At 58.5% G+C, this 23,730-nt stretch carries 14 protein-coding genes and 2 pseudogenes; 14 read left to right on the top strand and 2 right to left on the bottom strand.

The window, feature by feature from the left end; all coding sequences use genetic code 11:
* Window positions 1–129 precede the first annotated feature (129 nt).
* The 11 genes and pseudogenes from ACP7DE_RS03605 to ACP7DE_RS03555 all read left to right on the top strand — a co-directional run.
* A pseudogene (locus tag ACP7DE_RS03605) lies at window positions 130–1,524 on the top strand (MFS transporter); the annotation flags it as partial.
* Window positions 1,525–1,660: 136 nt separating this feature from the next.
* The gene (locus ACP7DE_RS03600) at window positions 1,661–2,935 is read left to right on the top strand and encodes a tyrosine-type recombinase/integrase (RefSeq protein ID WP_426070771.1); all 1,275 of its coding nucleotides are present in this window, start codon (window positions 1,661–1,663) and stop codon (window positions 2,933–2,935) included.
* Entirely contained in the window at window positions 2,932–4,485 is a 1,554-nt protein-coding gene (locus tag ACP7DE_RS03595) for a site-specific integrase (protein ID WP_426070770.1), read from the top strand. The genes ACP7DE_RS03600 and ACP7DE_RS03595 overlap by 4 nt, the downstream gene beginning before the upstream one ends.
* On the top strand, window positions 4,478–6,589 hold the full coding sequence (locus ACP7DE_RS03590) for a hypothetical protein (protein WP_426070769.1): 2,112 nt from the start codon (window positions 4,478–4,480) through the stop codon (window positions 6,587–6,589). The genes ACP7DE_RS03595 and ACP7DE_RS03590 overlap by 8 nt, the downstream gene beginning before the upstream one ends.
* A complete protein-coding gene (locus ACP7DE_RS03585) occupies window positions 6,586–7,050 on the top strand; it encodes a hypothetical protein (protein ID WP_426070768.1) in 465 nt (154 codons plus the stop codon). Before ACP7DE_RS03590 ends, ACP7DE_RS03585 begins: the two co-directional genes overlap by 4 nt.
* Window positions 7,043–7,480, top strand: a complete 438-nt coding sequence (locus ACP7DE_RS03580; RefSeq protein ID WP_426070767.1) for a VPA1267 family protein — start codon at window positions 7,043–7,045, stop codon at window positions 7,478–7,480. Before ACP7DE_RS03585 ends, ACP7DE_RS03580 begins: the two co-directional genes overlap by 8 nt.
* Window positions 7,477–9,732: an ATP-dependent DNA helicase gene (locus tag ACP7DE_RS03575; RefSeq protein ID WP_426070766.1), complete on the top strand. Its 2,256-nt coding sequence runs from the start codon at window positions 7,477–7,479 to the stop codon at window positions 9,730–9,732. The genes ACP7DE_RS03580 and ACP7DE_RS03575 overlap by 4 nt, the downstream gene beginning before the upstream one ends.
* Window positions 9,733–9,756: 24 nt before the next feature.
* Window positions 9,757–10,038, top strand: a complete 282-nt coding sequence (locus tag ACP7DE_RS03570; RefSeq protein ID WP_426070765.1) for a hypothetical protein — start codon at window positions 9,757–9,759, stop codon at window positions 10,036–10,038.
* A gap of 880 nt (window positions 10,039–10,918) precedes the next feature.
* Entirely contained in the window at window positions 10,919–12,439 is a 1,521-nt protein-coding gene (locus ACP7DE_RS03565) for a SulP family inorganic anion transporter (RefSeq protein ID WP_426070874.1), read from the top strand.
* A gap of 35 nt (window positions 12,440–12,474) precedes the next feature.
* Window positions 12,475–13,725: a putative Na+/H+ antiporter gene (locus ACP7DE_RS03560; RefSeq protein WP_426070764.1), complete on the top strand. Its 1,251-nt coding sequence runs from the start codon at window positions 12,475–12,477 to the stop codon at window positions 13,723–13,725.
* Window positions 13,726–13,878: 153 nt separating this feature from the next.
* A pseudogene (locus tag ACP7DE_RS03555) lies at window positions 13,879–14,376 on the top strand (1-acyl-sn-glycerol-3-phosphate acyltransferase); the annotation flags it as partial.
* 3 nt (window positions 14,377–14,379) lie between these two features.
* Here ACP7DE_RS03555 and ACP7DE_RS03550 read toward each other — a convergent pair.
* Both ACP7DE_RS03550 and ACP7DE_RS03545 read right to left on the bottom strand, forming a co-directional pair.
* Window positions 14,380–15,921 carry a hybrid sensor histidine kinase/response regulator gene (locus tag ACP7DE_RS03550; RefSeq protein ID WP_426070763.1) on the bottom strand — a complete coding sequence of 514 codons (1,542 nt, stop codon included), beginning with the start codon at window positions 15,919–15,921 and terminating at the stop codon, window positions 14,380–14,382.
* Window positions 15,922–15,929: 8 nt separating this feature from the next.
* A complete protein-coding gene (locus ACP7DE_RS03545; protein ID WP_426070762.1) occupies window positions 15,930–17,396 on the bottom strand; it encodes an ATPase domain-containing protein in 1,467 nt (488 codons plus the stop codon).
* Window positions 17,397–17,850: 454 nt separating this feature from the next.
* Here ACP7DE_RS03545 and ACP7DE_RS03540 point away from each other — a divergent pair, with 454 nt between their 5' ends.
* Genes ACP7DE_RS03540 through adeC form a run of 3 tightly spaced genes read left to right on the top strand, consistent with a single transcriptional unit; the run spans window position 17,851 to window position 23,674 of the window.
* The gene (locus ACP7DE_RS03540) at window positions 17,851–19,044 is read left to right on the top strand and encodes an efflux RND transporter periplasmic adaptor subunit (RefSeq protein WP_426070761.1); all 1,194 of its coding nucleotides are present in this window, start codon (window positions 17,851–17,853) and stop codon (window positions 19,042–19,044) included.
* 15 nt (window positions 19,045–19,059) lie between these two features.
* Window positions 19,060–22,224, top strand: a complete 3,165-nt coding sequence (locus ACP7DE_RS03535; protein ID WP_426070760.1) for an efflux RND transporter permease subunit — start codon at window positions 19,060–19,062, stop codon at window positions 22,222–22,224.
* Between the two features lies 1 nt (window position 22,225).
* Complete coding sequence (gene adeC, locus ACP7DE_RS03530; protein ID WP_426070759.1) at window positions 22,226–23,674, top strand: AdeC/AdeK/OprM family multidrug efflux complex outer membrane factor; 1,449 nt, start codon at window positions 22,226–22,228, stop codon at window positions 23,672–23,674.
* Window positions 23,675–23,730: the final 56 nt, after the last annotated feature.

Raw genomic sequence — 23,730 nt, 5'->3', positions numbered from 1 at the left:
GCGGCGAGGCGAACCTGACGTGGCACGCTGTTTTCCGTATTGACGCTAAGCAAGATGACGACATTCAGATTGTCGTGCGCAGGATAGTGCTGTATTTTAGCAATTCCTTAATTGCCAGTTCCCCATGCCATGAGTCAAAGCAGCCAGTTTTCCTTATTGTCGCAGCGCCGTTTCGGGCCCTTCTTCTGGACCCAGTTTTTTGGCGCCTTCAACGACAATCTGTTCAAGACGGCCCTGATGGTGATCCTCGCCTACGATGCGCTGAGCTGGACCACGCTCGACCCATCCACCATCACCAACCTGATTCCCGGCCTGTTCATCCTGCCCTACGTGGTGTTTTCAGCCACGGCGGGCCAGCTGGCCGACAAGTTCGAGAAGGCGGGCCTGGCGCGCTTCGTCAAATGGATGGAACTGGCCATCATGGCCGTTGCCGCCGCTGGCTGGATGACGCATACCCTGTGGCTGCTGGTGGCCGCCGTGGTGGGCATGGGTGTGCATTCAACCCTGTTTGGCCCCGTCAAGTATGCGTATCTGCCGCAGCAGTTGAAACCCGAGGAATTGGTCGGCGGCAATGGCCTGATCGAGATGGGCACCTTTGTCGGCATTTTATTGGGCGAAATCCTCGGCGCCGTCTTGATCGTGCATAAGCCGCTGGGCGTGGAACTGGTGGCCGGCGCGACGATTGCCGTGGCCATTTTCGGCCTGCTCGCCAGCTACCGCGTGCCGCGCACGCCCGCGCCCGAGCCGGACTTGAAGGTGAGCCTGAATTTTGTCGCCGAATCGTTCCGCAACCTGAATTTCTCGCGCAAGAACCGTCCCGTTTTCCTGGCCATGCTGGGCAATTCCTGGTTCTGGTTTTACGGCGCCTTGATCCTGGCCCAGTTCCCCGTGTATTCGAAGGATTTCCTGCATGGCGACCACAGCGTGTTCGTGCTGCTGCTGACCGTGTTTTCCGTCGGCATCGGTACCGGTTCGCTGCTGTGCGAGCGCCTGTCCGGCCACAAAATCGAGATCGGCCTGGTGCCGTTCGGCTCCATCGGCCTGTCGCTGTTCGGCATTGACCTGTATTTCGCCAGCAATGCCTATGCGAATACGCAAGTGGTCGACGCGCTGGCGTTTGTCAGCCAGGCGGGCGTGCCGCGCATCTTGCTCGACATTGTCATGATCGGCGTGTTTGGCGGCTTTTTCATCGTGCCGCTGTTCGCCCTGATCCAGACCCGCTGCGATCCGAAACACATCTCGCGCACCATTGCCGGCATGAATATTCTGAATGCGCTGTTCATGGTGGCGGCCGCTGGCGTGGCCATCGTGCTGCTGGGCAAAGGCTTTACCATACCCCAGCTGTTCCTCGTCACGGCCATTTTGAATGCGCTGGTGGCGGCCTACATCTTCTCGCTGGTGCCGGAATTTCTCATGCGCTTCCTGGCGTGGATACTCATCCAGACCGTGCACCGCGTGAAGGTGGTCGATGGCGAACGCATCCCCACGGAAGGCGCGGCGGTGCTGGTGTGCAACCACGTCAGCTTATGGAGACGAATCTTTTGTCGTAAACGAAAAGTTCGTAACTAATTGATTTTGTAAAGGAAATTATCTTCTTTACACTTTTTTCATGGTTGAGCTAGAATAACTGTTACCGGAGACGTTCCGAAAAGGTAAACAGTTGAGCCGCTATTTCATAAAAATGTTGGTTCGCGAAAGCGGTGAGCGCCTCCCGGTGCTGTGTACACGCGAAAGTGAGGTGCCGCTGTTCTACCCGACTTGCTTTGCGCTGTCCCATCTGCGAAATTCTGGACAAGCAAGCGCCACCATTGAACAGGCGCTGCGTTCGGTCATGGCGTTGCAGCTAATACTAGACCGCAGCAAAATCGACCTCTTTAGCCGCCTAAATGAGGGGCGGATACTTGAACAATGGGAAGTCGAAGAAGCGATGCGCCAAGCATCGTCGCCGCTTCGAGAACTTGCTGCCACCGCTGCATCGCCCGTCGACCTCAATGCGACAAACGTCTTCTACCTCCCAATCCCTGGTGAAGGGGCAAAGCCTCTGGGTAAAGCCTTGCACCGCCGTTCTCTTTCCGTGCGACTGGTCTACATCCGCAGTTATCTCAACTGGATTGCCGAGCTATGGATAGGTCGGATGCGACGAGCGGGGAGCCCAGAGCTAGGGCGCCAACTGGAGGCAGCCCAGAAACGGGTAAGTGCACAACTTGGCTCCCGTATTCCTCGCCGTCGAAGTCGGGCCACCCTGGAGCAACGTGAGGGCTTGTCCACGAAAGACAAAGTTCGCCTTTTAGAAGTGATTCGGCCGGAATCTCTTGATAATCCTTGGTCGAGTCGTCATGGTCGTGCTCGTAACCGATTGCTCATCGAACTTCTCCTCAAGCTTGGTTGCAGACGAGGGGAGTTGCTTGGGTTGCGAACAGTGGATGTCAACTTTGCTACCGGAGTCATTCGAATCGTGCGTAAGGCTGACGACAAGAACGACCCTAGAACCTATGAGCCAAATACCAAGACCAACGACCGGGAGGTCATGCTCGGTAATGAGTTGACGGCGCTTCTGAAATCCTACGTGCAAGCGAACCGTCGCAGTATCAAAGGAGCACGTAAGCATGGCTTCATCTTCGTTTCAAACGGCTCCGGCGCCCCCCTATCGCTCAGCGGGTTGGCCAAGGTGTTTGCCGCACTGAGAAACGAATGCCCTGACTTGCCTTCGGAGCTAAGCCCGCACGTTCTTCGACATACGTGGAATGATGACTTCTCAGAGCATTGCGACCGGGAGAACATATCGAACGAAGAAGAGAAACAGTTGCGTAACTATGCGATGGGGTGGGTGCCAGATTCACTGACCAGCCAGGTCTACCTGCGCCGGCACACGCGCGAAAAGTCAAAGAAGGTTTCGCTGAAGATGCAGGGCGACTTGATACGGAAGGCTACATGAAAACCATTCACAGCGAGCAAAACACATGGAGCTTGCCTTCGAAGGTAATCACCAGAAGTGGTGCGAGTTTCGACCCCAGGCATGATGAATGGTCATACACCGATGAGAACAATGATGTACGCATCAGGTTTGACCTATTGCCTCCGCTATCTCAATCGTTTTTGCTTTCGGTGAAGCTTGTGTTGATTCGATTTGCCGAGGAACGGGCGCCCTCGACGCTACACACCACTTTCGGCAAGGTCAACCAGTTCCTGACCTGTCTCCATCAATGGAACTGCGCATCTGTGAGCCCTATCACGGAAATCGACCTTATCAATTTTAAGGGGACAAAGCGCGAAGGGCTGCGGGTCTCGGGTGAAGTGTTGCTCGGACAGTTAGGTGGTGTTTTTCACTGGTGGCGGGAAATGGGACTTCCTGGTTTCACGGAAGAAGCAGGGATATTCCTAGATTCCGTTACGCTGAAAAGTAACGAAACCGGTGAGCGCGTCCGTATCCGCTGTCCGATACACGGCCCGTTTACCGATATTGAACAGCAAAATGTCATTTATGCGATGGACAATTTGTTTGCTGCCGGTGAAGTGTCGGAGTCGATGTACATGGCAACCTGGCTTATCAATGCGCTTGGTGTCCGCCCGAAGCAGCTTGCTGCGATGAAAGTCTGCGACGTCCGAGCGAAAAAGGATGAGGACGGGGAGGTGGCTTATCAGCTAGACGTTCCGAGGGCAAAGCAGCCCGATTCGTTGGCTCGAGACGCCTTCACCGTACGCGAGGTCATTCGCGAACTTGGAATTCCGTTGTTAGCATATGCGCACGGCGTTCAAAATTCTCACGTGGGCCGCTTGGCTGACCCGTCGCAGGCGCCATTGTTTCCCGCAACCGCGGGCATGGCCGATAACAAGACGGGCACGTTTCGTTTTCATGCTAGCCCTCCCCAGTTCCACTATTGGTTAAAAGTCACCTGGAAGAAGGTTAAGGTGGTATCAGAGAGGACCGGGGAAGCTTTGAGGGTCCATGCGCACCGATTCCGTTACACGTTCGGTACACGAATGGCTCAAGAGAACTGCACCCTGGAGCAGATAGCCGCGGGGCTTGACCACACTAACGTGAACAGCGCTGCGGTTTACATCGCATCCACCCCCGAAATTGCGATTCGGCTCGATGAAAAAGTCGCATCGACAGTCGCGCCATTGGCTCATGCATTTTTATTCAAAAGAATCATTAAAGATGGGACAGAGGCTACTCGGCGTGAGGACCTGTCAAGCAGAATTATTGACATGCGCACCGACCGCCGGAAGCCAGTGGGCTCATGCGGAACGGAAAGCGGCTGCGGTCTCTTGAAGCCGTTGGCCTGCTACAGCTGCTCGAGTTTCGAGCCCTGGCTAGACGGCCCTCACCGGCAACTGGCCGAACGTCTCATGGCTGAACGGGAGCGATTTCTGGAGGGCGGAGCTCGCATTGCCTCGATAAACGACCAGACCATCCTATCCGTGCTCTATGTGGCTCGGGTCTGCGGCGAAGAGAGTAAGCGGCGAGGAATTTTGCATGGCTGATATCGTACTTTTTACTCCAAAGCCTGAGCTCGACGCGAAGCGTAACCTTGAAGAATTTATCAGGGTCGCTAGTACGCAGCTCAAGACAATCCAGGTAGACCTGAATTTCGAGGAAAACATTTGGTCGTACCAGGGAACCAACCGCAACCACAAGATTCGCTTCGGGACGACTGCAAGCACTAAAAAAGGGATGAAGGACCACCAAATGGTTCCGCTAACGGAACCCTTTCTGGGATTTTCCAAAGCGTATATCCGGTACCAACAAGGAATGGCGCCCGTTGAGACTCCCGAAACGCACAGGCTACTTGTGCTACGGGTTCTCCACGATGCCCTAATCGAATGTGTCGGGACTGCGGATATAACCGCTCTGACGCCCATTGTGCTTGACGGTACTTCCGTGCGTCTGAAGCAAACATACGCGTTGAGTTCGTTGGCAAGCTACGGCCATGCGCTGAAGCAAATCGCTGACTTCGTACAGAAAAATCTCCTCGCATTCACCCCCTTCGCCTGGAAAGCACCGTTTAAGAACGATAATAACGGCACACGAGTTGGGGACGATTTCTATAAGCACCGCGACAAAAAACTTCCCTCCCCAACGGCCTTGGCTTCGCTCGCGCAAATCTTTTGCGATGCAAGTGAGCCGGAGGACATTATGTTCTCAAGCATTGGAGCGTTGCTTTGCTGCGGTCCCGCACGTATTAGCGAGGTCATGGCGCTGGAGACTAACCCCGAGCATGAAGAGCAGGCCTCGGACGGCTCTATGAAGTTCGGGCTGCGTTGGCGCCCTGCCAAGGGTGGTGCATCCCAAGTTAAGTGGATTCCGGAGCCTATGCATGAAGTGGCCAGAGAGGCGTTGCTCCGAATCCGCTCCCTAACGCATCGAGGGCGCGAACTCGCATTGTGGTATGAACAGAATCCCGGTCGCATGTACCTCCCAAAATCTTTGGAGCATCTACGTTTGCGGCCATTACTTTCTCGTTCGGAGCTTGCGCAAGTCCTCTATGGTGAGGACGTAGATGTGAATGATGCCACTCGACGGAATGGCGCAAACCAGTGGTTTAATGGCGGAAGCGAAGAAACCCCAATACCTTCGTCGGGCGCAGAAGTTGGAAAAATCGTTGCTTATCCCTATGCCACGGTAGAGCGGAAGGTCCTTGCGATGCTTCCGGCCACATTCCCTTTTATCGACAAGAAACGTGGTATCAAATTTAGCGATGCTTTATTTGTAACGGAGCGCGGTGGGGTGCAGTCGGACTACTGCAAATACGTTTGTATGATTGCCTCAGTGAGCCGGGCCGCAGTGATTTCGAGATTTGGCGCGACACCGAGCAGTTCCATCTTCGAGCGACACGGCTTCAGGGAAGACGATGGCTCCTCGATTCAGCTGAAAACGCACCAACCCCGGCACTATCTAAATATGGCAGCTCAAATCAATCACATGAGCCAACTCGACATTGCGCTGTGGTCTGGTAGGCGCCTGGTTGCGCAGAACCGGCAATACGACCATATTTCTGGACGAGACTTAGCCCTGCGGGCAGAAGAGATTGTCGGTGGTGCAACCTCGGCACAAGTCCCGGCAATATTGCAGACTCCCCATTTCTTGGTGACTCGCAGCCACTTTAGACAGCCGAGCGGTGTCGCCGGCCACACGACCGAGTTTGGGCACTGCGTCCACGACTTCACTATGCTTCCGTGCACGCTCTTCCGCGACTGTCTCAATTGTGACGAACATGTTTGCGTAAAAGGTGACGCGGTGAAGGAGGCGGCGCTCCGGCGCCACTTAGACGAGACACGTGAACTGCTAAAAGAAGCACAGCTTGTTCAGGCCGAAGAAAATTACGGCGCTGACCGCTGGGTTGAGCACCAGGCAAAGACGATGGAACGTCTGGAAGAACTTATCGCTATTCTCGATAATCCCAAAGTACCCGATGGCGCTGTCATTCGCTCGCGAGGCATGCCCGGCGCGTCGCGAATCGAGCAGGCTACGCAGAGGCGAATATTCGCGCTGAAGGAGACCGATAAAGTGTTGAAAGTAGTGAGTCGTACGCCTAACGCCCTTCCAAAGCCATCTATTTCGCCAGACGAAGAGGAGGATGCCGCATGAAGCACCAGCGTGCGAAAAATCTTACGGACCAAGACGTGAGTACCGTTGTCGAATTGCTGGATGGATGGACTGGAAAGTTGACTTGGCCGGCTCTTTGCACTTCAATCGCACGCCGCTTGCGTCAGCATTACACGCGGCAAGCCCTTCACGCCCACGAGCCAATTCGCCAAGCCTTTGCACGAAGGAAGGAAGCCGGCGCAGCCTTACGTCGAGAAGGAGCATCGAAAACCAATGAGGTCGGCGACACGAAGTTTGCTCAGTTGCTTGGCGAAAATGCGGAACTACAGGTGAAGCTCGACGCGATGAGGGACAAGTTCGTCGTGTGGGCTTACAACGCCTACGCTAAGGGGCTAAGCGAGGCTGACCTTTCGAGACCGTTACCCGACGTGGATAGAGACCGGACTGACGAACTGAAATCTCTCAGAAGTGCCAAACAAAAATCAAAGGGAAAGAATGGCTAACGGTCAGCAGCTAGCAGCCGATAACGTGAAGGCATTTCAGGCCTGGATGGCGGCCAAGTCCGATAGTGATTTTCGTGAAATGGTGCATCGCGGTGTCCTGTCCCGGAAGGAAATAATTAAGGAATGTGGCTTCGGCCTTTCGGCCTTAAGTCAGAATCCGAATATCAAGTCGGCGCTTCAAGAGCTTGAAGATACCTTGCGCGAACGAGGGGTTCTGCCAGCGGCCGTGCGACGGGAGGAAGATGCCCTTGAGACACCTGAGTTACGGGAGAAGGGCCGACTTAAGGCCACACTTGATGCTGACCGACTTCGTCGGTTGGAGCAGGAGAATGCTAGCCTGCGCGTTGAGAACGCCGAGTTGAAACAGCAATTGAACCGCTACACGATGTTGCAGGACGCATTGCGAATGACAGGGAGGCTGCCGCGTTGAACCAGCAAACTGTCCGGGTCTTAACTGTTCGCAGCCAGAACCCTCGTGGGTTTGGTGGTGCTATTTTCACAGGCAGGGCCATCGACACGACTGGCAATGCTGTTGATGGGCAAAGCTACCTCGTTGTACGTGCAAGCGCAGCAGTCCTCGGCGGGGCAACCGTTGAGTCTGGTCAGTGGTGGCGGCTCGCGGGAAAAGTCGATTCGCGCGTGCTAGACCAAAACGGCTACCGGATAACGGAGCAGCAAATACAGGCTGAGACAGCTACTATGATGCGGCCTTCGGGGGAGCACGTTGTAGCATTCATGGCCGAGGGTGCCGCCTTCGAAGGCATCGGTACAGTGAAGGCACGCAAGCTGTGGGAGAAGTTCGGCGACCAGCTCTACGATATACTGGAGCAGGGTGACGTTGCGGCGCTCATGACCATTCTCACACCTGAGAGCGCCCGTACTGCTATTACCGCTTGGGCAGGCCACGGTGACGCGAGAACGCTGCAATGGCTCCAGTCCCAAGGTTTCAGCGTAGCGCTTGGACGTAAAGTGCTTGCATTCTTCGGCGCTGATACGCCTACCAAGCTCGAAGCGGACCCATACCGTCTCCTATCGTTCTGTGCGAACTGGAGGCAAGTCGACGCTCTAGCCCTCAATCATTTCAAGATAGACGCGGATGACCCGCGGCGGCTGCAGGGAGCTGCAGAGGAGGCCCTTTACCGCGTTTTTGGCGACGGTCATACATGCACCCCCATCCACGCGCTCATTTCGCGCCTGGCGAGCGTCCTGGACGGTCCCTGTCGCGAAAAGGCGGGCGAGGCGCTCGCACACGGCTTATCGAACGGTAGTTTCGTTCTTGGTACGGATGGAATCGTGCACCCAATCGGGGCCTGGATAATGGAGGCGAACGTGTCGCGCACGCTGGCCGAACGACTTCTCCCCTCCAACAACGTCCCCCTTTTGCATCGTCAGCACGTGGATTCCATCGTCGCCGAGTATGAAGCCTCTGAAGGCATCGCGCTAAACGATGAGCAGCGCCTCGCGATACATATGGCTTCGGCCAACGCGCTGGCACTCATTGTGGGCGGCGCCGGCGTGGGCAAGACCACAGTGTTGAAAGCGCTCTACAAAATCTTCGACGAAGCGGGCACTCGGGTCTTCCAAGTAGCTCTAGCGGGCCGCGCTGCGAAGAGGATGCTCGAAGCGACCGGCCGTCCGGCGTCGACGATAGCAAGCTTCATCAGAAACGTCACCGAGGAGAACCTGGCTGGTCGATGTGTACTCGTCGTTGACGAAGCGTCGATGGTTGACATCATGACGATGAGTCGCCTTTGCGAAATGCTGCCAACGCATGTCAGATTGGTGTTGGCCGGTGACCCCAGCCAGCTCATGCCCGTTGGGCCGGGGCTAGTGCTGCACGCCATCGCTGGTGTAGCCGGTATTCCGCAAGTTGAGCTTAAAGTCGGGAAACGGTTTGGCGGCTCCATCGCTTTGGCTGCCCAAGCGGTGCGAGACGGCCGCTGGCCAGAACTGGCAGATGATGCCAGTGCGCCGATTTCGTTCATTCCCTGCCCACAGGCCTCCATGACGGAGCTCATTGTTGCGCTGTATGAGAAGGATGCGCCGAACACGCAGATACTGTCACCACGGCGAAACAGCGCTGATGGCACCAAAGCGATAAACGCTCTCTGTCAGCGTAGATTTGCCAAGAGCGGTCGGGCACTTCTGGTCTATCTTGAGGAGCTCGAAGCGTTTGCGGGAACCGGCTTCTACCTCGGGGACCAGTTGCTTTGCACCCGCAATATGTGGGACTGGGGTCTACAGAACGGGTCGTTGGGCCGGTTGGTTGAAATTGAGGATACGCCACGGATACTAACAAACGCGGATGGCGCTGAAATTGGCCATGCGATTGGTTGGGTGCTCTGGGATGACGGTGAACGCCGGCCAATCCTCGAATCAATGCTTGATGACCTTGAGCTCGGTTACGCAGTGACAGTGCACAAAGCTCAAGGCTCCCAGTGGCCGCGCGTGATTGTCGCCATCACTGGGAGCAGGATGCTGGACAGAACACTCATCTATACCGCTATGACTCGTGCACAGACTCAGGTCATCATCGTGGGCGACCCTGGAGCCGCTCGCCAAGCGGTGCAGGGACTGCCTCGAGCCCATTCCCGTATGGTCGGCCTCGGCTCACTGCTACAAGAGTATTTGGCACAGACTGGGAGCCCCCCTGAAGTGGCGTTGCCTGATATGCTTGCATAAACCGCGTTCAGCCTTGGGAAAATCATGTCCGCAGCATCTCGGAAAAATGTCAACACAGGAAGCGCATACCTTGCGGCTGCACGGCATTTCGAAAAGCTTGCGAAGTTGTTCGCGTCACCAACAGCTAAGAACCCGCCCCGTCTCACCTCCAGGCAGATGGAATCATCTATGAAAGCCTTCAAGAAATCCCCTCCCGCAGAACTGGCAGAGGTAAGCGCGTTCCTGAACTTAATAGTCGTTGAGATTGATAAGATTGAGCCGAGGGTCGAATCGGATGAGGGTGCGAAGGACAACGCCGGAAAGTAGCGGGGTATGGGCCGCAGGGCCCATGTAGACCACCGCGTTCGCGACCATGACCGTTTGGATGCGGCCGAAGGGCGAGCGTTTTGATGGCGTCACTCGCGCCATAAAGACAGAACTATGTCTGCTCCGTTGCCGACGCAGGTATCGGCCACTTTAGCAGTTCACCAGTACGCCGGATTACCCACCGCGCCTCAGCTTCCGAGGTCCAGTTTGTCGCTATCAGCCGCGGCAGATATTGGGCGAGAATTTCCGTATCCGTCATGTGGGCGCGCTTCCCTGTCTTGGATTCGAGCGATTTGGCCACCAGCTGTTGTGCGAGGTCTTCGCATATATTCCAGCGCTCCAGTAGCTCAGGCGGAGTACATCCAGGAACGTAGAACCGTCCCTGGTACTGAGTCATTAAAAGCTTAGGCTGGGCGCCTGGAACGGCGCCGAGGTGCACCGGTCGCGGAAAGTCTGCAGGCGGGGCTGCCTCCACCGCTACTTCAGCTTCATCCTGCGTCCTCTTGACGATTTCACTGGTCATAGTCCAACTTGCCTCACGAGACCCGATGTTTGCATCATACCCGAAGCATTGACAACAGAGCATTCGAAGGCGTCCGTTTCTAATAACGATGAGCACCGGAGCCGGCGCCGCGCCGGCAAGTTGTACCGGGCCAGGTCCGCAGCGCTAGGAATTATTGCCTGTTTGAGCGATAATTACGTTCTTTCAGAAACCCCATCTCCAGACCGATGTAGTTCTTCCTCTCCTGCTTTTCGCTTACCTATACCACCTTCGCTTTGGGGCAGGGTGCGTTTTGCTATATCAAACAATGTTGTCGCTTTACATCGTCTAGCCATCGGCTCGACCGGGCCGCGCATTGCTATTTTCAGGAGAGAAAAATTGTCGTTTATTAACCCGCAAGAAATTAAGACCAACGTGTTGAGTGGGCTCACCGTTGCGCTCGCGATGGTTCCCGAAGCGATTGCATTCGCCCTTGTCGCTCATGTATCCCCGCTCACAGGCCTTTACGCCGCATTTATCGTAGCGCTTATCACCTCTGCCATTGGTGGGCGTCCTGGCATGATTTCCGGTGCTACCGGCGCGCTGGCAGTGGTGATGGTGGCGCTCGTGGTACAACACGGCCCAGAATACCTCTTCGCCACGGTGGTCTTGATGGGCTTGCTTCAGTTGCTGTTTGCGGCAGCAAAGCTCGGTAAGTTCATTCGAATGGTGCCACACCCAGTGATGCTCGGGTTCGTGAACGGCTTAGCCATCGTCATCTTCCTGGCCCAGTTCGGTCACTTCAAAGTTGCCGGAGCGGACGGTGTTCAGCACTGGATGACGGGGGCGCCGCTCTACACGATGATTGGCTTGATTGCGGTGACGATGGCAATCATCTATCTTCTGCCGAAGTTGACCAAAGCGGTACCCGCGACGCTGGTGGCAATCTTAGTGGTGTCGGTTGCAGTTGCGCTAATCGGTATCGGCACCAAGACTGTTGGCGACCTCGGCTCAATAAAGGGCGGGTTGCCAGCATTCCACTTGCCGCAAGTTCCATTTAATCTCGAGACCCTTCGTATCATCTTTCCGTACGCGCTCATTCTTGCGGCAATCGGACTGATTGAGTCGCTGCTCACGCTCAATCTTATTGACGAGATGACGGACACCCGAGGCCAGCCGAACCGGGAAAGTATGGCTCAAGGTGTGGCAAATGTAGTCACCGGATTTTTCGGCGGCATGGGCGGTTGTGCAATGATTGGCCAGAGCATGATTAACGTGAACAGCGGCGCGACAAAACGCCTATCGGGCATCGCCGCGGCACTTTTCCTGTTGTCATTCATCATGTTCGGGTCTTCATGGATTGAACGGATTCCCCTTGCGGCGCTTATCGGTGTCATGTTTGTGGTCGCCGAAAAAACGTTTGAGTGGGGTAGCTTCCGACTGTTTGGCAAGGTGCCTCGTCCCGACGTCGTGGTGGGCCTTTTAGTTGCCCTCGTTACCGTCATCTTCGATTTGGCCATCGCCGTTGTTGCTGGTGTCATTGTCTCAGCGCTCGTGTTCGCCTGGGAGCACGCGAAGCAAATTAAAGTGACTGCCTACATTGATGACAAAGGCTGGAAGGTCTACGAGTTGGAGGGTTCCTTATTCTTCGCATCTGTCGCAAGCTTTCAAACCCTGTTTTCGCCGTCAGATGACCCGGAAGACGTGGTTGTCGAATTCCGCCGGGCTAAGGTTGTCGACCACTCCGCAATCCAGGCTATCGACGCCTTGGCTGAGCGATACAGGAATGCGGGCAAGCGACTGCATTTACGCCACTTGAGCGCGGACTGCCTTGATGTCGTAGAAAAGGCCAAAGGAATGATTGAGGTGAACGTCATGGAAGACCCGCGCTATCACGTCGCTGACAACAAGTTGGGATGAACTCAAGTAAGCCGAACGTCTAAGGAGCACGCAAGATGCAAGATGTACACGTAGTAGCGGCGGTCTTGTTCGCTTTGGCACTGGTTCACACCTTTGCTGCCAAGTCGTTCGAGCGGCTCGCAGACCGTAGCACCAAGCACTCCGGTCTGTTTCACCTGCTCGGTGAGATTGAAATCGTCTTTGGACTTTGGGCTGCGATATTCGTTTGTGCGATGGCAGCAATGGTAGGAGGAAAAGAGGCTCTCGGGTACGTGGAGTCGCGGCAGTACACAGAGCCGCTATTCGTATTCGTCGTAATGGTCGTCGCGGCCTCGCGCCCGGTGCTTGGCGTGGTAAAGGCCTTAGTAACGGCGCTATCCAAGATTGTTCCCGTCCGGGCCGAGATAGCCCAGGCGTGGCTTTGCTTCGCCCTGGTGCCGCTTATCGGTTCTTTAATTACCGAGCCAGCGGCCATGACCTTGGCTGCGCTCATGCTGGCACCAACCGTCTTCCGCCAGGGAATTCCGGAGTGGCTTAAGTACGGAGCATTGGGTGTCCTGTTTGTGAATGTCTCGATTGGCGGAACCTTGACGTCATTCGCCGCACCGCCCGTATTGATGGTGGCAGCCACGTGGGGGTGGGACAGCGTCTTTATGGCATCCACTTTCGGCTGGAAGGCGGCCTTGGCGGTGGTGGTTAATGCAACCGGCCTAGTCTTTATGCTGCGGCCCCACTTGGCCGGCGTTAAGACCGACTCCGCATTCGAGGAAATATCAATACCGGTCTGGGTAAGCCTCGTGCATGTGTTGTTCCTGGCCGCTATCGTTGTATTTGCCCATCACCCTGTCGTTTTCATGGCGATGTTTCTCTTCTTCCTGGGGTTCACGCACGCCTACACCCAGTACCAGAGTCCGCTGATTCTCAAGGAAGGACTGTTGGTAGGGTTCTTTCTAGCGGGCCTGGTTGTTCTGGGTGGCATGCAGCAGTGGTGGCTTCAACCGGTCGTATCCAGTCTTGAACCAACTGCCTTGTTTTTCGGTGCTGTAGGGCTGACTGCAATCACGGACAACGCGGCATTGACCTACTTGGGCTCACTGATTGTGGGGATGACGGACCACGCGAAATATATGCTTGTCGCCGGTGCTGTGGCAGGCGGCGGGCTGACTGTTATCGCAAATGCGCCAAACCCTGCCGGCGTGGCGTTGCTACGCGAGGGCTTCAACGACGGGTCCATTGGGATTGGAGCACTTCTTCTGGGCGCACTGATTCCGACAGCGGTGGCCTGCGCATTCTTGTTCCTCCTTTGACAGGAGGTTTGTAGAGCCGGCCACGCCGCATGGAAAAGTGTAAACAACTCCAAAGAATTCCGGAAGTTGTTTACACTAATCACGAAAAACCCCACTGCGTGCCCGTCTCACTCACTCACATCGTAGCTTGTTTACGGTTTTTAGTCCCCATAAGTGAGCTATGTGGACGCCATCGTCATCATGGCGGCCAGCCCGCGCCCCATCCGTTTCGTCATGGATCACCGCATCTTCAAGATGCCGGTGATGGGCTGGATTTTCCGCACGGCCAAGGCGATTCCCATCGCGCCGGCCAAGGAAGATCCTTTCCTGATGGAAAAGGCCTTCATCGATATCGCGCAAGCGCTGCACCAGGGCGAACTGGTGTGCATTTTCCCTGAAGGCAAGCTGACGCGCACGGGCCAGATCAGCGAGTTCAAGGGCGGCATCGCCAAGATAATCGAACGCAGCAAGGTGCCCGTGATTCCGCTGGCGCTGCGCGGCTTGTGGGGCCATCTGTTGAGCCACCGCAATGGCCATCTGTTCGAGCGCGCCTTCAAGGCCGGCTTGCGCTCGCGTTTGTCGCTGGCCGTGGGCATGCCCGTGGCGCCCGAGGCCGCTACGCCGGAATTGCTGCAGCAAAAGGTGCAGGAATTGCGCGGCAAGTGGAAATAAGCGTCATTCCTCTCGCGTAACGGCTCCCGCCCGTTGTGCCAGGTGCGCGCGGAGCAGGACGGCGATGGCGGCGAAATCCACCGGTTTCGTCAGGTGATGCTCGAAACCGGCTTGCTCCGTGCGTGAGCGCGCCTCGCCCTGGCCCCAGCCCGTCAGGGCGATCATCAGCACCTCGCGTCCCTGCGCACGCTGGCGTATCTGGCGTGCCGCTTCATAGCCATCCATGTCCGGCATACCCAGGTCCATCACGACCAGTTGTGGCCACGCCAAATCAACGGCCGCCAGCGCCTGTTTGCCGCCATACGCGACGCTGGTGGCATAGCCCTCGAGCTGGAACAGGCTTTGCAAGGAATCGGCCGCGTCGCGGTTGTCGTCCACCACCAGCACTTGCACCGGCTGGTGCGCGCCGGCGGGTGACTCGCTGTCGGCGGCGGCCGGCGTGGCGGCCAGTATGTTGCTGGCGCTTGCCGGCAGTGTGACGATGAAGCGGCTGCCTCGGCCGGGGCCGTCGCTGTAGGCGTCGATGCCGCCACCGTGCATTTCGGCAAATTGGCGCGCCAGGCTGAGGCCGATGCCCAGCCCGCTGGTCATTTGGCCCGCCACCGTGCGTCCCTGTTCGAACATGGAAAAGATGCGCGGGATGGCGTCCGGCTCGATGCCGATGCCATTGTCTTCGACCGTCACTTGCAGCAGGCTCTGCGCCTGGCGTGCCGTAATGTGGATGTGGCCGCCGTCCGGCGTGAACTTCACGGCATTCGAGACGATATTGGCAAAGATCTGCACCATCCTGGCATAGTCGGCGTGTAGCGTCACGGCATGCGGCGGTATATCGAGTGCGATGCGGATGTGCCGGTTGCTGGCCGCAGGTTGGCACAACTCGGATACATGGTCGAGCACTTGTTGTAACGTAAACTCCTTGCGCTGTAGCAACACCTTGCCGCTGCTGATGCGCGCCACGTCAAGCAAGTCATCCACCAACCGCGTCAGGTGCGTCACTTGGCGCTCGATCACGTCGCTCACTTTGCCGACCTGCTCGGATGCCGGGAACAGGCATTTGAGCAGGGCCACGGACGACTTGATGGGGGCCAGCGGATTGCGCAGTTCATGCCCGAGGCTGGCAATGAATTCGTCCTTGCGCCGCTGCGTCTCGCGCACCTGGTACTGGCGCTGGCGCGCGCGCAGCATGGCATGCGCCGACGTAATCAGGGTCAATATGTGCACGGGGCGTTCCAGCAGGGTCAGATTGCCTAGGGTGGCAATGGCTTGCCGCAAGGGCAGAGAATCGCGCCCCGCATGCGTCAGCAGGATGATGGGCAAGTCGGACCAGTCAGACTGCTGCCGGGCGTAAGCGTCGAGCACGGAGTACACGCCTGCATACAGCGCCTCGTCCACCGTCAGCACGCCGCCGACGCCCAGTGCCAGTTGCTCGGCCAGTTCGCCGGGAGAGCGGCAGGCGTGGCTGGCGATGGCGCTGCTTGCGAATACCGTGCCGGCCAGGGCGGCATCCTGGCCGGCAGGCGCGTAGATCAGGATGCGCTGCTCCATGGCAATTTCTAGGGCAAGCCCGACAGGATGCCGTGAAAACCGGCCAGGGCCGGGCCGATGCGGATGCCCTGCGGGCTGATGTCGAAGCGGCGGATGCTGCGTTCGTGCGCACTGCCGCGTTTCTTGAAGATGGAAATGGCTTGCCGCACCTCGCCCTCTGTTTCGTAATAGCGCAGCATGATGACGCTGTCGGCCAGGTAGCTGGCATCGGCCGAGGTGGTCATGCAGGTGCCCAGCATGTTTTGCGGCACGCCGACGAGCAGGGTGACCACGCCGCACTGGCCCAGGTAATTGAGCAATTCATGCAAATGGGTGCTCTGGAAGCGTTCATCGGGCACCGCATGCATGTAGCCGTTCAGGCTATCGATGACGATCACGCGGGCGCCCCGTTCTACCGCGTCGACGACGCCCTGGGCGAATTCGCCCGGTGTCAGCTCGGCCGGATCGATCTGCTGTGCGCTCAGCAGGCCTGTGTCGAGCGCCGCCTGCAGGCGCATGCCCACGTTGTCGGCCCGGTTCAGCAGCTTGCTGCGCGCTTCCTCGAACAGGAACATGGCGCACGGTTCGCCGCGCTTTGTTGCCGCGTGCACGAATTGCGCCGCCAGGGTGGACTTGCCGCTGCCGGCGGGGCCGGAAATGAGGGTGCTCGTGCCTTCTTCCAGGCCGCCGCCTGTCATGGTGTCGAGTTCGGGCACGCCGCTCGACAGGCACCGATGGTTGCCATCGCGCCGCGTGTCGGCTGCCACCAGGCGCGGATAGACGACCAGGCCGTCACGGGCGATCTTGTAGTCGTGTGTGCCGCTGCGAAACGGCACGCCCCGGTATTTCACCACCCGCACGCGGCGCCGGTCATTGCCATACGCCTGGTTTTGCAGCTCCAGTGAGATCACGCAATGGGCTACGCTACGCACTTGCAAGCTGTCGTCGAGCGCGGAACGGTCATCGATCAAGAGGGTGGTGCAGTGCCGGCTGGCCAAGTATTGCTTCAACGCCACTACCTGGCGCCGGTAGCGCAGGGGGTTTTCCGCCAGTAACTGCAGTTCGGACAGCGAATCGAGCACCAGGCGGGCCGGACGGTGCTTGTCGATGGCGGCCAGGATGCGCTGGTTGGTCGAGGCCAGCTCGATTTCGGACGGATGGAAGATGGTGTACTGGCGCTCCGGGTCGAGTATGTCATCGCTGGGCGCCACTTCTTCGATGGCGATGCCGGTCAGGTTCCAGCCATGCGACAGCGCTGCGGCGCGCAGCTCGATCTCGGATTCGGCCAGGGCGATATACAGCACGGGCGCGCCGCTGCGCGCGCCTTCAGCCAGAAATTGCAGCGCCAGGGTGGTCTTGCCTGTGCCGGGCACGCCTTCGACCAGGTACAGGCGCTCGGGCAGCAAGCCGCCCGTGAGTACGGTATCGAGGCCGGGGACACCCGTCGACAGCAGTGGCGGCGCGTCCAGGCCGCTCGCATCCTCGTGTTGCGCCATTCCTTGCGCCTGTGCTGTCATCATCGCGCCCCCGCTGTGCCACGCTGTGGTCACGCTGTGGTCAGTATATTAGCGCGTCTGTCGCGGCATGTCTTTTCGATACCATTGGTAATTATTTATGGCGCTGGGCTTGGCCGTGCCGGGCAGTGTTGCGCACGCGATCACGGCTTCAGCAAAAAATGCATTACCCTGCTACAGTATTTACTCAATCCAACTTTTCCGCATTGCCGTTTTGCCGCCGTCCGCCAGATTCCTGACCAACTTTGCTGGCGTGCCATTGCAGTTGCTGCCCTCATTTAATTGCCTCATTTATAACTTAATTCGCTTGATAGTTACTATGTTTCAATTGTAACGATGCTTGACGATTTTAGAATGATCGTTCATTCTTTGATCTGCGTTAATAAATTTAGTCAAACTAACGACACTAGCCAGCTTCTTTTTCAGAAAGTCCAAGATGCAACCAACCTTTTCCTTGACGTCGCCGCGTACGAGCGGCGCTATTGCCGTTCTGTGCGCCACTGTAATCATGGCCGGCTGCGGTAAAAAACAGGAAGCACCTCACGCGCAGCAAGCGCCACAGGTGGTCGTGTTTACTGTTAATCCGGCTGCGTTGCCGATGAGCGCCGAATTGCCCGGCCGCACGAATGCCTACCAGGTCGCCGATGTGCGCCCGCAAGTCGGTGGCTTGATCCAGAAGCGCCTGTTCGTCGAGGGCAGCGATGTGAAAGCGGGCACGGCCCTGTACCAGATCGATTCGGCCACTTACCAGGCTGCCTATAACTCAGCCAAGGCGGCCTTGTCGAAAGCCAAGGCCAACCTGCTGACGGCCGGCCCGAAAGCCTCCCGCTACAAGGAACTGGTTGCCATCGAAGGCGTGAGCCGCCAGGAATACGATGATGCCGTCGCTGCGTTCGAGCAAGCCAAGGCAGACGTCGAGTCCGCTACCGCGGCACTGGAATCGGCCAACATCAACCTGAAATACAGCACCGTGACGGCACCGATCAGCGGTCGCACCAGCCGCTCGACCGTGACGGCCGGCGCGCTGGTCACGGCGGGCCAGGCCGAAGCGCTGACCACCGTGCAGCAACTCGATCCGATCTATGTCGACGTGACCCAGTCGAGCACCGACCTGCTGCGCCTGAAACGCCAGATGGCCGACGGCTCGCTGAAGAAAGTGGGCGAAGGCCAGGCCAAGGTTGACCTGCTCTTGCCAGACGGCAGCAAATACAGTGAATCGGGCAAGCTGCAGTTCGCCGGCGTGACGGTCGATCCGACCACCGGCAACGTGATCTTGCGCGCGCTGTTCCCGAATCCGAAAGGCGAATTGCTGCCAGGCATGTACGTGCGTGCGCAGCTGGAAACGGGCGTGGATGAAAAAGCCATTACCGTGCCGCAAGTGGGCGTGACGCGCAACCAGAAGGGCCAGGCAACCGCCTTGATCCTGAACAAGGAAAACAAGGTCGAGCAACGCGTGTTGACCACCAGCGGCACGGTCGGCAACGACTGGCTGGTGACGTCCGGCCTGGCCGCAGGCGACCGCGTGATCGTGGAAGGCTTGCAAAAAGTCAAGCCAGGCGCCCCGGCCGTTGCCGTACCGGCCAAGGCCGCTGCCGCATCTGCCGCAGCATCGGTTGCCAGCGCCCACTAATTCAGGAGAATATTAATGGCCCGTTTTTTCATTGATCGCCCGATTTTTGCCTGGGTGATCGCGATCGTCATCATGCTTGCCGGCGTGATTTCGATCCTCAGCCTGCCGATCGCGCAGTACCCGAGCATCGCTCCGCCGTCGATTTCGATCAGCGGCTCCTACCCTGGCGCTTCCGCCAAGACCGTGGAAGATGCGGTGACCCAGGTCATCGAACAAAAGATGAAGGGTATCGACGGCTTGCGCTACATGGCGTCGTCGAGCGATGCGACTGGCGGCGTCAGCATCACGCTGACGTTTGCCAGCGGCACTAACCCAGATATTGCCCAGGTGCAAGTGCAGAACAAGCTGCAACTGGCGACGCCACTGCTCCCGACGGCTGTCACGCAGCAAGGCTTGGTCGTGTCGAAAGCCACGAAGAACTTCCTGATGGTGTTCGGCTTCATTTCCGAAAACGGCAAGATGGACCAGACCGACTTGAGCGACTATGTCGCCGCCAACGTCGTCGATCCGCTCAGCCGTGTTGCCGGCGTGGGCGATGTGACCCTGTTCGGTTCGCAGTACGCCATGCGTATCTGGCTCGATCCAGCCAAGCTGCAAAGTTTTAACCTGACCCCGGCGGACGTGATCACGGCCGTGCAGGCGCAGAATGCGGAAGTGTCGGCCGGTGAACTGGGTGGCACGCCGTCCGTCAAGGGCCAGCAGTTGAACGCCACCGTGTCGGCGCAGAGCCGCTTGCAAACGGCGGAGCAGTTCGGCGCCATCTTGCTGAAAACATCGACCAACGGTGCCATGGTGTACCTGAAGGACGTGGCCAGCATGGAACTGGGCCGCGAGAACTACAATACCGTGGCCCGCTACAACGGCCATGCGGCTACCGGCGTGGCGATCAAGCTGGCGACGGGTGCCAACGCGCTCGATACGGCCAATGCGGCGAAAGCCATGTTGGGCAACCTGAGCAAGCAATTCCCTGAAGGCATGAGCTACCAGGTCGCGTTCGATACCACCCCGTTCGTGAAACTGTCGATTGAAGAAGTGGTCAAGACCCTGGTGGAAGCGGTCATCCTGGTATTTTTGGTGATGTATCTGTTCCTGCAGAACTTCCGAGCCACCCTGATCCCGACCATGGCCGTGCCGGTCGTGCTGCTCGGTACCTTCGGCATCCTGAACGCGTTTGGCTATTCGATCAACACCTTGACCATGTTCGCCATGGTACTGGCCATCGGTTTGCTGGTCGATGATGCGATCGTGGTGGTGGAAAACGTCGAGCGCGTGATGAGTGAAGAAGGCTTGTCGCCGCTGGAAGCGACGCGCAAGTCCATGACGCAGATCACGGGCGCGCTGGTCGGTATCGCCATGGTGCTGTCGGCCGTGTTCGTGCCGATGGCCTTCTTTGGCGGTTCGACGGGCGTGATTTACCGCCAGTTCTCGATCACTATCGTCTCGTCGATGGTGCTGTCCGTCATCGTCGCGCTGGTATTTACGCCAGCTTTGTGCGCCACCTTGCTCAAACCCGTCGAAAAGGGCCATCACGCCAGCAACAAGGGCTTCTTTGGCTGGTTCAACCGCAGCTTCGATAGCAGCAGCAACAAATACCAGGGCTGGGTTGGCAGCATGATCCGCCACCGTGGCCGTTCGATGTTGTTGTACGTCATCTTGCTGGCTGGCCTGGTATTCCTCTTCATGCGCTTGCCGACCTCCTTCCTGCCGGAAGAAGACCAGGGCATTCTGTTTACTCAGATTCAATTGCCGACGGGCGCCACGCAAGAGCGCACCCTGAAAGTGATCGAGCAGGTCGAAGACCACTTCATGAACAGCGAGAAAGACAACGTCGCCTCCGTGTTTGCTGTCGCCGGTTTCAGCTTCGGTGGTAACGGCCAGAACACGGGTATCGCCTTCGTGCGCTTGAAGGACTGGGCGCTGCGCAAGGACGTGGCGCAGAAAGCACCGGCCGTGGCCGGTCGCGCCATGGGCAAGTTGTTGCAGATCAAGGATGCGATGGTGTTTACGTTCGCGCCGCCGGCCGTGCTGGAACTGGGTAACGCCACCGGTTTCGACATGCAGCTGCAGGATATCGGCGGTGTCGGCCATGACGCCCTGATGGCGGCACGTAACCAGTTGCTGGGCATGGCCTCGCAAAACCCGACCATGGTGGGCGTGCGCCCGAACGGCCAGGAAGATACGCCGCAATACAAGATCGACATCGACCAGCAGAAAGCCACAGCGCTGGGCTTGCAGATCTCGGAAATCAACCGCGTGCTGAGCGTGGGCTGGGGTAGTTCGTATGTCAACGACTTCCTCGACCGTGGTCGCGTGAAGAAAGTGTTCATGCAAGGCAATGCCGAATCGCGCATGCTGCCGGAAGACTTGAACAAGTGGTTCGTGCGCAATACTGCTGGCCAGATGGTGCCGTTCTCGGCCTTTGCCACCGGCAAGTGGATTTACGCGTCGCCCCGCCTGGAACGCTACAACGGCTTGCCGTCGGTAGAGATCCTGGGTACACCGGCACCGGGCCAGAGCACGGGCGCGGCCATGAATGCGATGGAAGCCATGGTGGCGCAGTTGCCGCCTGGCATAGGCTTCAGCTGGACCGGCGTGTCGCTGGAAGAGCGCGAATCCGGTTCGCAGACGCCGCAACTGTATGCACTGTCCTTGCTGATCGTCTTCCTGTGCCTGGCTGCACTGTATGAAAGCTGGTCGATCCCGTTCTCCGTGCTGCTGGTGGTACCGCTGGGCGTGATCGGCGCGGTACTGGGTACGTGGATGTTCGGCCTGTCGAACGACGTGTACTTCCAGGTGGGCTTGCTCACGGTGGTGGGCCTGTCGGCGAAGAATGCGATTCTGATCGTGGAATTTGCCAAGGAAATGCAGGAATCGGGCATGTCGCTGCTGGACGCGACCTTGCACGCGGTGCGTCTGCGTCTGCGTCCGATTTTGATGACCTCGATTGCCTTCGGCCTGGGCGTGTTGCCACTGGCCATCTCCAGCGGCGCCGGTTCCGGCAGCCAGAACGCCATCGGTATCGGCGTGCTGGGCGGTATGTTGACGGCCACCTTCCTCGGTATCTTCTTCGTGCCGGTGTTCTTCGTGCTGGTGCGCGGCTTCTTCTCGAAGCCGGATGCGCCAGCCACGCCGGCGACGCCTGGTTCGCCAGCCGTCACGCTTTCCAAGGATGCACATTAATATGAAAAAATCGCTACTCTCCATGGCGGCACTGGCCTTGCTGGCCGGTTGCAGCCTGGCTCCCACGTATGAGCGTCCGGCAGCGCCGGCGCCCACGGCGTGGCCGACGGGCCCTTCCTACAAGGCCGATACAACCGCCGCCGACGCCAAGCCGGTGGCGGACGTCGCCTGGCGCGAGTTCTTTGCCGATGCGCGCCTGCGCCAGGTACTGGAACTGGCGCTGGCCAACAACCGCGACCTGCGCGTCTCGATCCTCAACATCGAGAAAGCGCGCGCCACGTACGGCATCGAACGCGCCGCGCTGATCCCGACCCTGTCGGCTTCCGGTGGCCAGACGGCCAGCCGCGTGCCGAAGAACGCCAGCGCCAACGGCGAAGCGTCCATCAATCGCCAGTACACGGCGAACCTGGGCGTCTCGGCGTACGAGCTGGACTTCTTCGGCCGCGTGCGCAGCCTGTCCGACAGCGCGCTGGAACAATACCTGGGCACGGAAGAAGCACGCCGTGCGCAGCAGATCAGCCTGGTGGCCGAAGTGGCCAGCACCTATCTGAACCTGGTGGCCGACCAGCAGCGCCTGCGCGTGGCGCAAGACACCCTGAAGAGCCAGCAATCGTCGTATGACCTGGCCGTGCGCCGCTTCAATGCCGGTGCTACGTCCGGCCTGGACAAGTACGATGCCCAGACCAGCGTCGAGTCCGCCCGTTCCGACGTGGCTGTCTACACGAGCCAGGTTGCGCTGGATCAAAACGCGCTGGTCCTGTTGGTGGGCGGCCCCGTGCCAGCCGACTTGCTGCCGCCAGCCGAGTTCGGCGCCGTGACGGCCCTGGCGGACATTCCTTCCGGCTTGCCGTCGGACGTGCTGCAACGCCGTCCCGATGTGCTGGCGGCGGAGCGCACCCTGCGCGCAGCGAATGCCAACATCGGCGCGGCGCGCGCCGCCTTCTTCCCGCGCATTTCGCTGACGGCGACAGCAGGTTCGCTCAGCGACAACCTGTCGGGCCTGTTCAAGGCGGGCAGCGGCACGTGGAGTTTCATTCCACAGATCAGCTTGCCGATCTTCGATGGCGGCGTGAACCGCGCCAACCTCGATATCGCCAAGGTGCAGCGTGAAATCTCCGTGGCGCAATACGAAAAGGCGATCCAGGTCGCCTTCCGTGAAGTGTCCGATGCGCTGGCCCAGCGCGGTACCATCGACGAGCGCCTGCAATCGCAGGTCTCGCTGGTCGAGGCGTCGACGAAGAGCTACACCATCCACGACGCGCGCTACAAGCAGGGCGCCGAGTCTTACCTGAACGCCCTGGTGGCCCAGCGCGCGCTGTACACGGCGCAGCAAAGCCTGATCACGGTGCGCCTGGCCAAATCGACCAACCTGGTGACTTTGTACAAGGTGCTGGGCGGCGGTTGGCAGCCTGAGCAGACAGCCGTCGCGGCGGCTGGCGGCGTCCAATAATCACGGGGACGCCGATGCCGGCCTTGCCCGCAAGGGCAAGGCTGGCGCGCTACAGG

Source organism: Janthinobacterium sp. DSP2-3-3 (assembly GCF_049897325.1).
In the GTDB taxonomy this organism is placed as follows: domain Bacteria; phylum Pseudomonadota; class Gammaproteobacteria; order Burkholderiales; family Burkholderiaceae_D; genus Janthinobacterium.
The sequence above is the reverse complement of the archived record's forward strand: the minus strand, read 5'-3'. Positions and strand labels throughout refer to the sequence as shown.

Excerpts from the sequence above, each read along its gene's own strand:
- ACP7DE_RS03595 (WP_426070770.1), top strand. The coding sequence starts at position 2,932 with ATGAAAACCATTCACAGCGAGCAAAACACATGGAGCTTGCCTTCGAAG.
- ACP7DE_RS03590 (WP_426070769.1), top strand. The coding sequence starts at position 4,478 with ATGGCTGATATCGTACTTTTTACTCCAAAGCCTGAGCTCGACGCGAAG.
- ACP7DE_RS03585 (WP_426070768.1), top strand. The coding sequence starts at position 6,586 with ATGAAGCACCAGCGTGCGAAAAATCTTACGGACCAAGACGTGAGTACC.
- ACP7DE_RS03580 (WP_426070767.1), top strand. The coding sequence starts at position 7,043 with ATGGCTAACGGTCAGCAGCTAGCAGCCGATAACGTGAAGGCATTTCAG.
- ACP7DE_RS03570 (WP_426070765.1), top strand. The coding sequence starts at position 9,757 with ATGTCCGCAGCATCTCGGAAAAATGTCAACACAGGAAGCGCATACCTT.
- ACP7DE_RS03560 (WP_426070764.1), top strand. The coding sequence starts at position 12,475 with ATGCAAGATGTACACGTAGTAGCGGCGGTCTTGTTCGCTTTGGCACTG.
- ACP7DE_RS03550 (WP_426070763.1), bottom strand. The coding sequence starts at position 15,921 with ATGGAGCAGCGCATCCTGATCTACGCGCCTGCCGGCCAGGATGCCGCC.
- ACP7DE_RS03545 (WP_426070762.1), bottom strand. The coding sequence starts at position 17,396 with ATGGCGCAACACGAGGATGCGAGCGGCCTGGACGCGCCGCCACTGCTG.
- ACP7DE_RS03540 (WP_426070761.1), top strand. The coding sequence starts at position 17,851 with ATGCAACCAACCTTTTCCTTGACGTCGCCGCGTACGAGCGGCGCTATT.
- ACP7DE_RS03535 (WP_426070760.1), top strand. The coding sequence starts at position 19,060 with ATGGCCCGTTTTTTCATTGATCGCCCGATTTTTGCCTGGGTGATCGCG.
- adeC (WP_426070759.1), top strand. The coding sequence starts at position 22,226 with ATGAAAAAATCGCTACTCTCCATGGCGGCACTGGCCTTGCTGGCCGGT.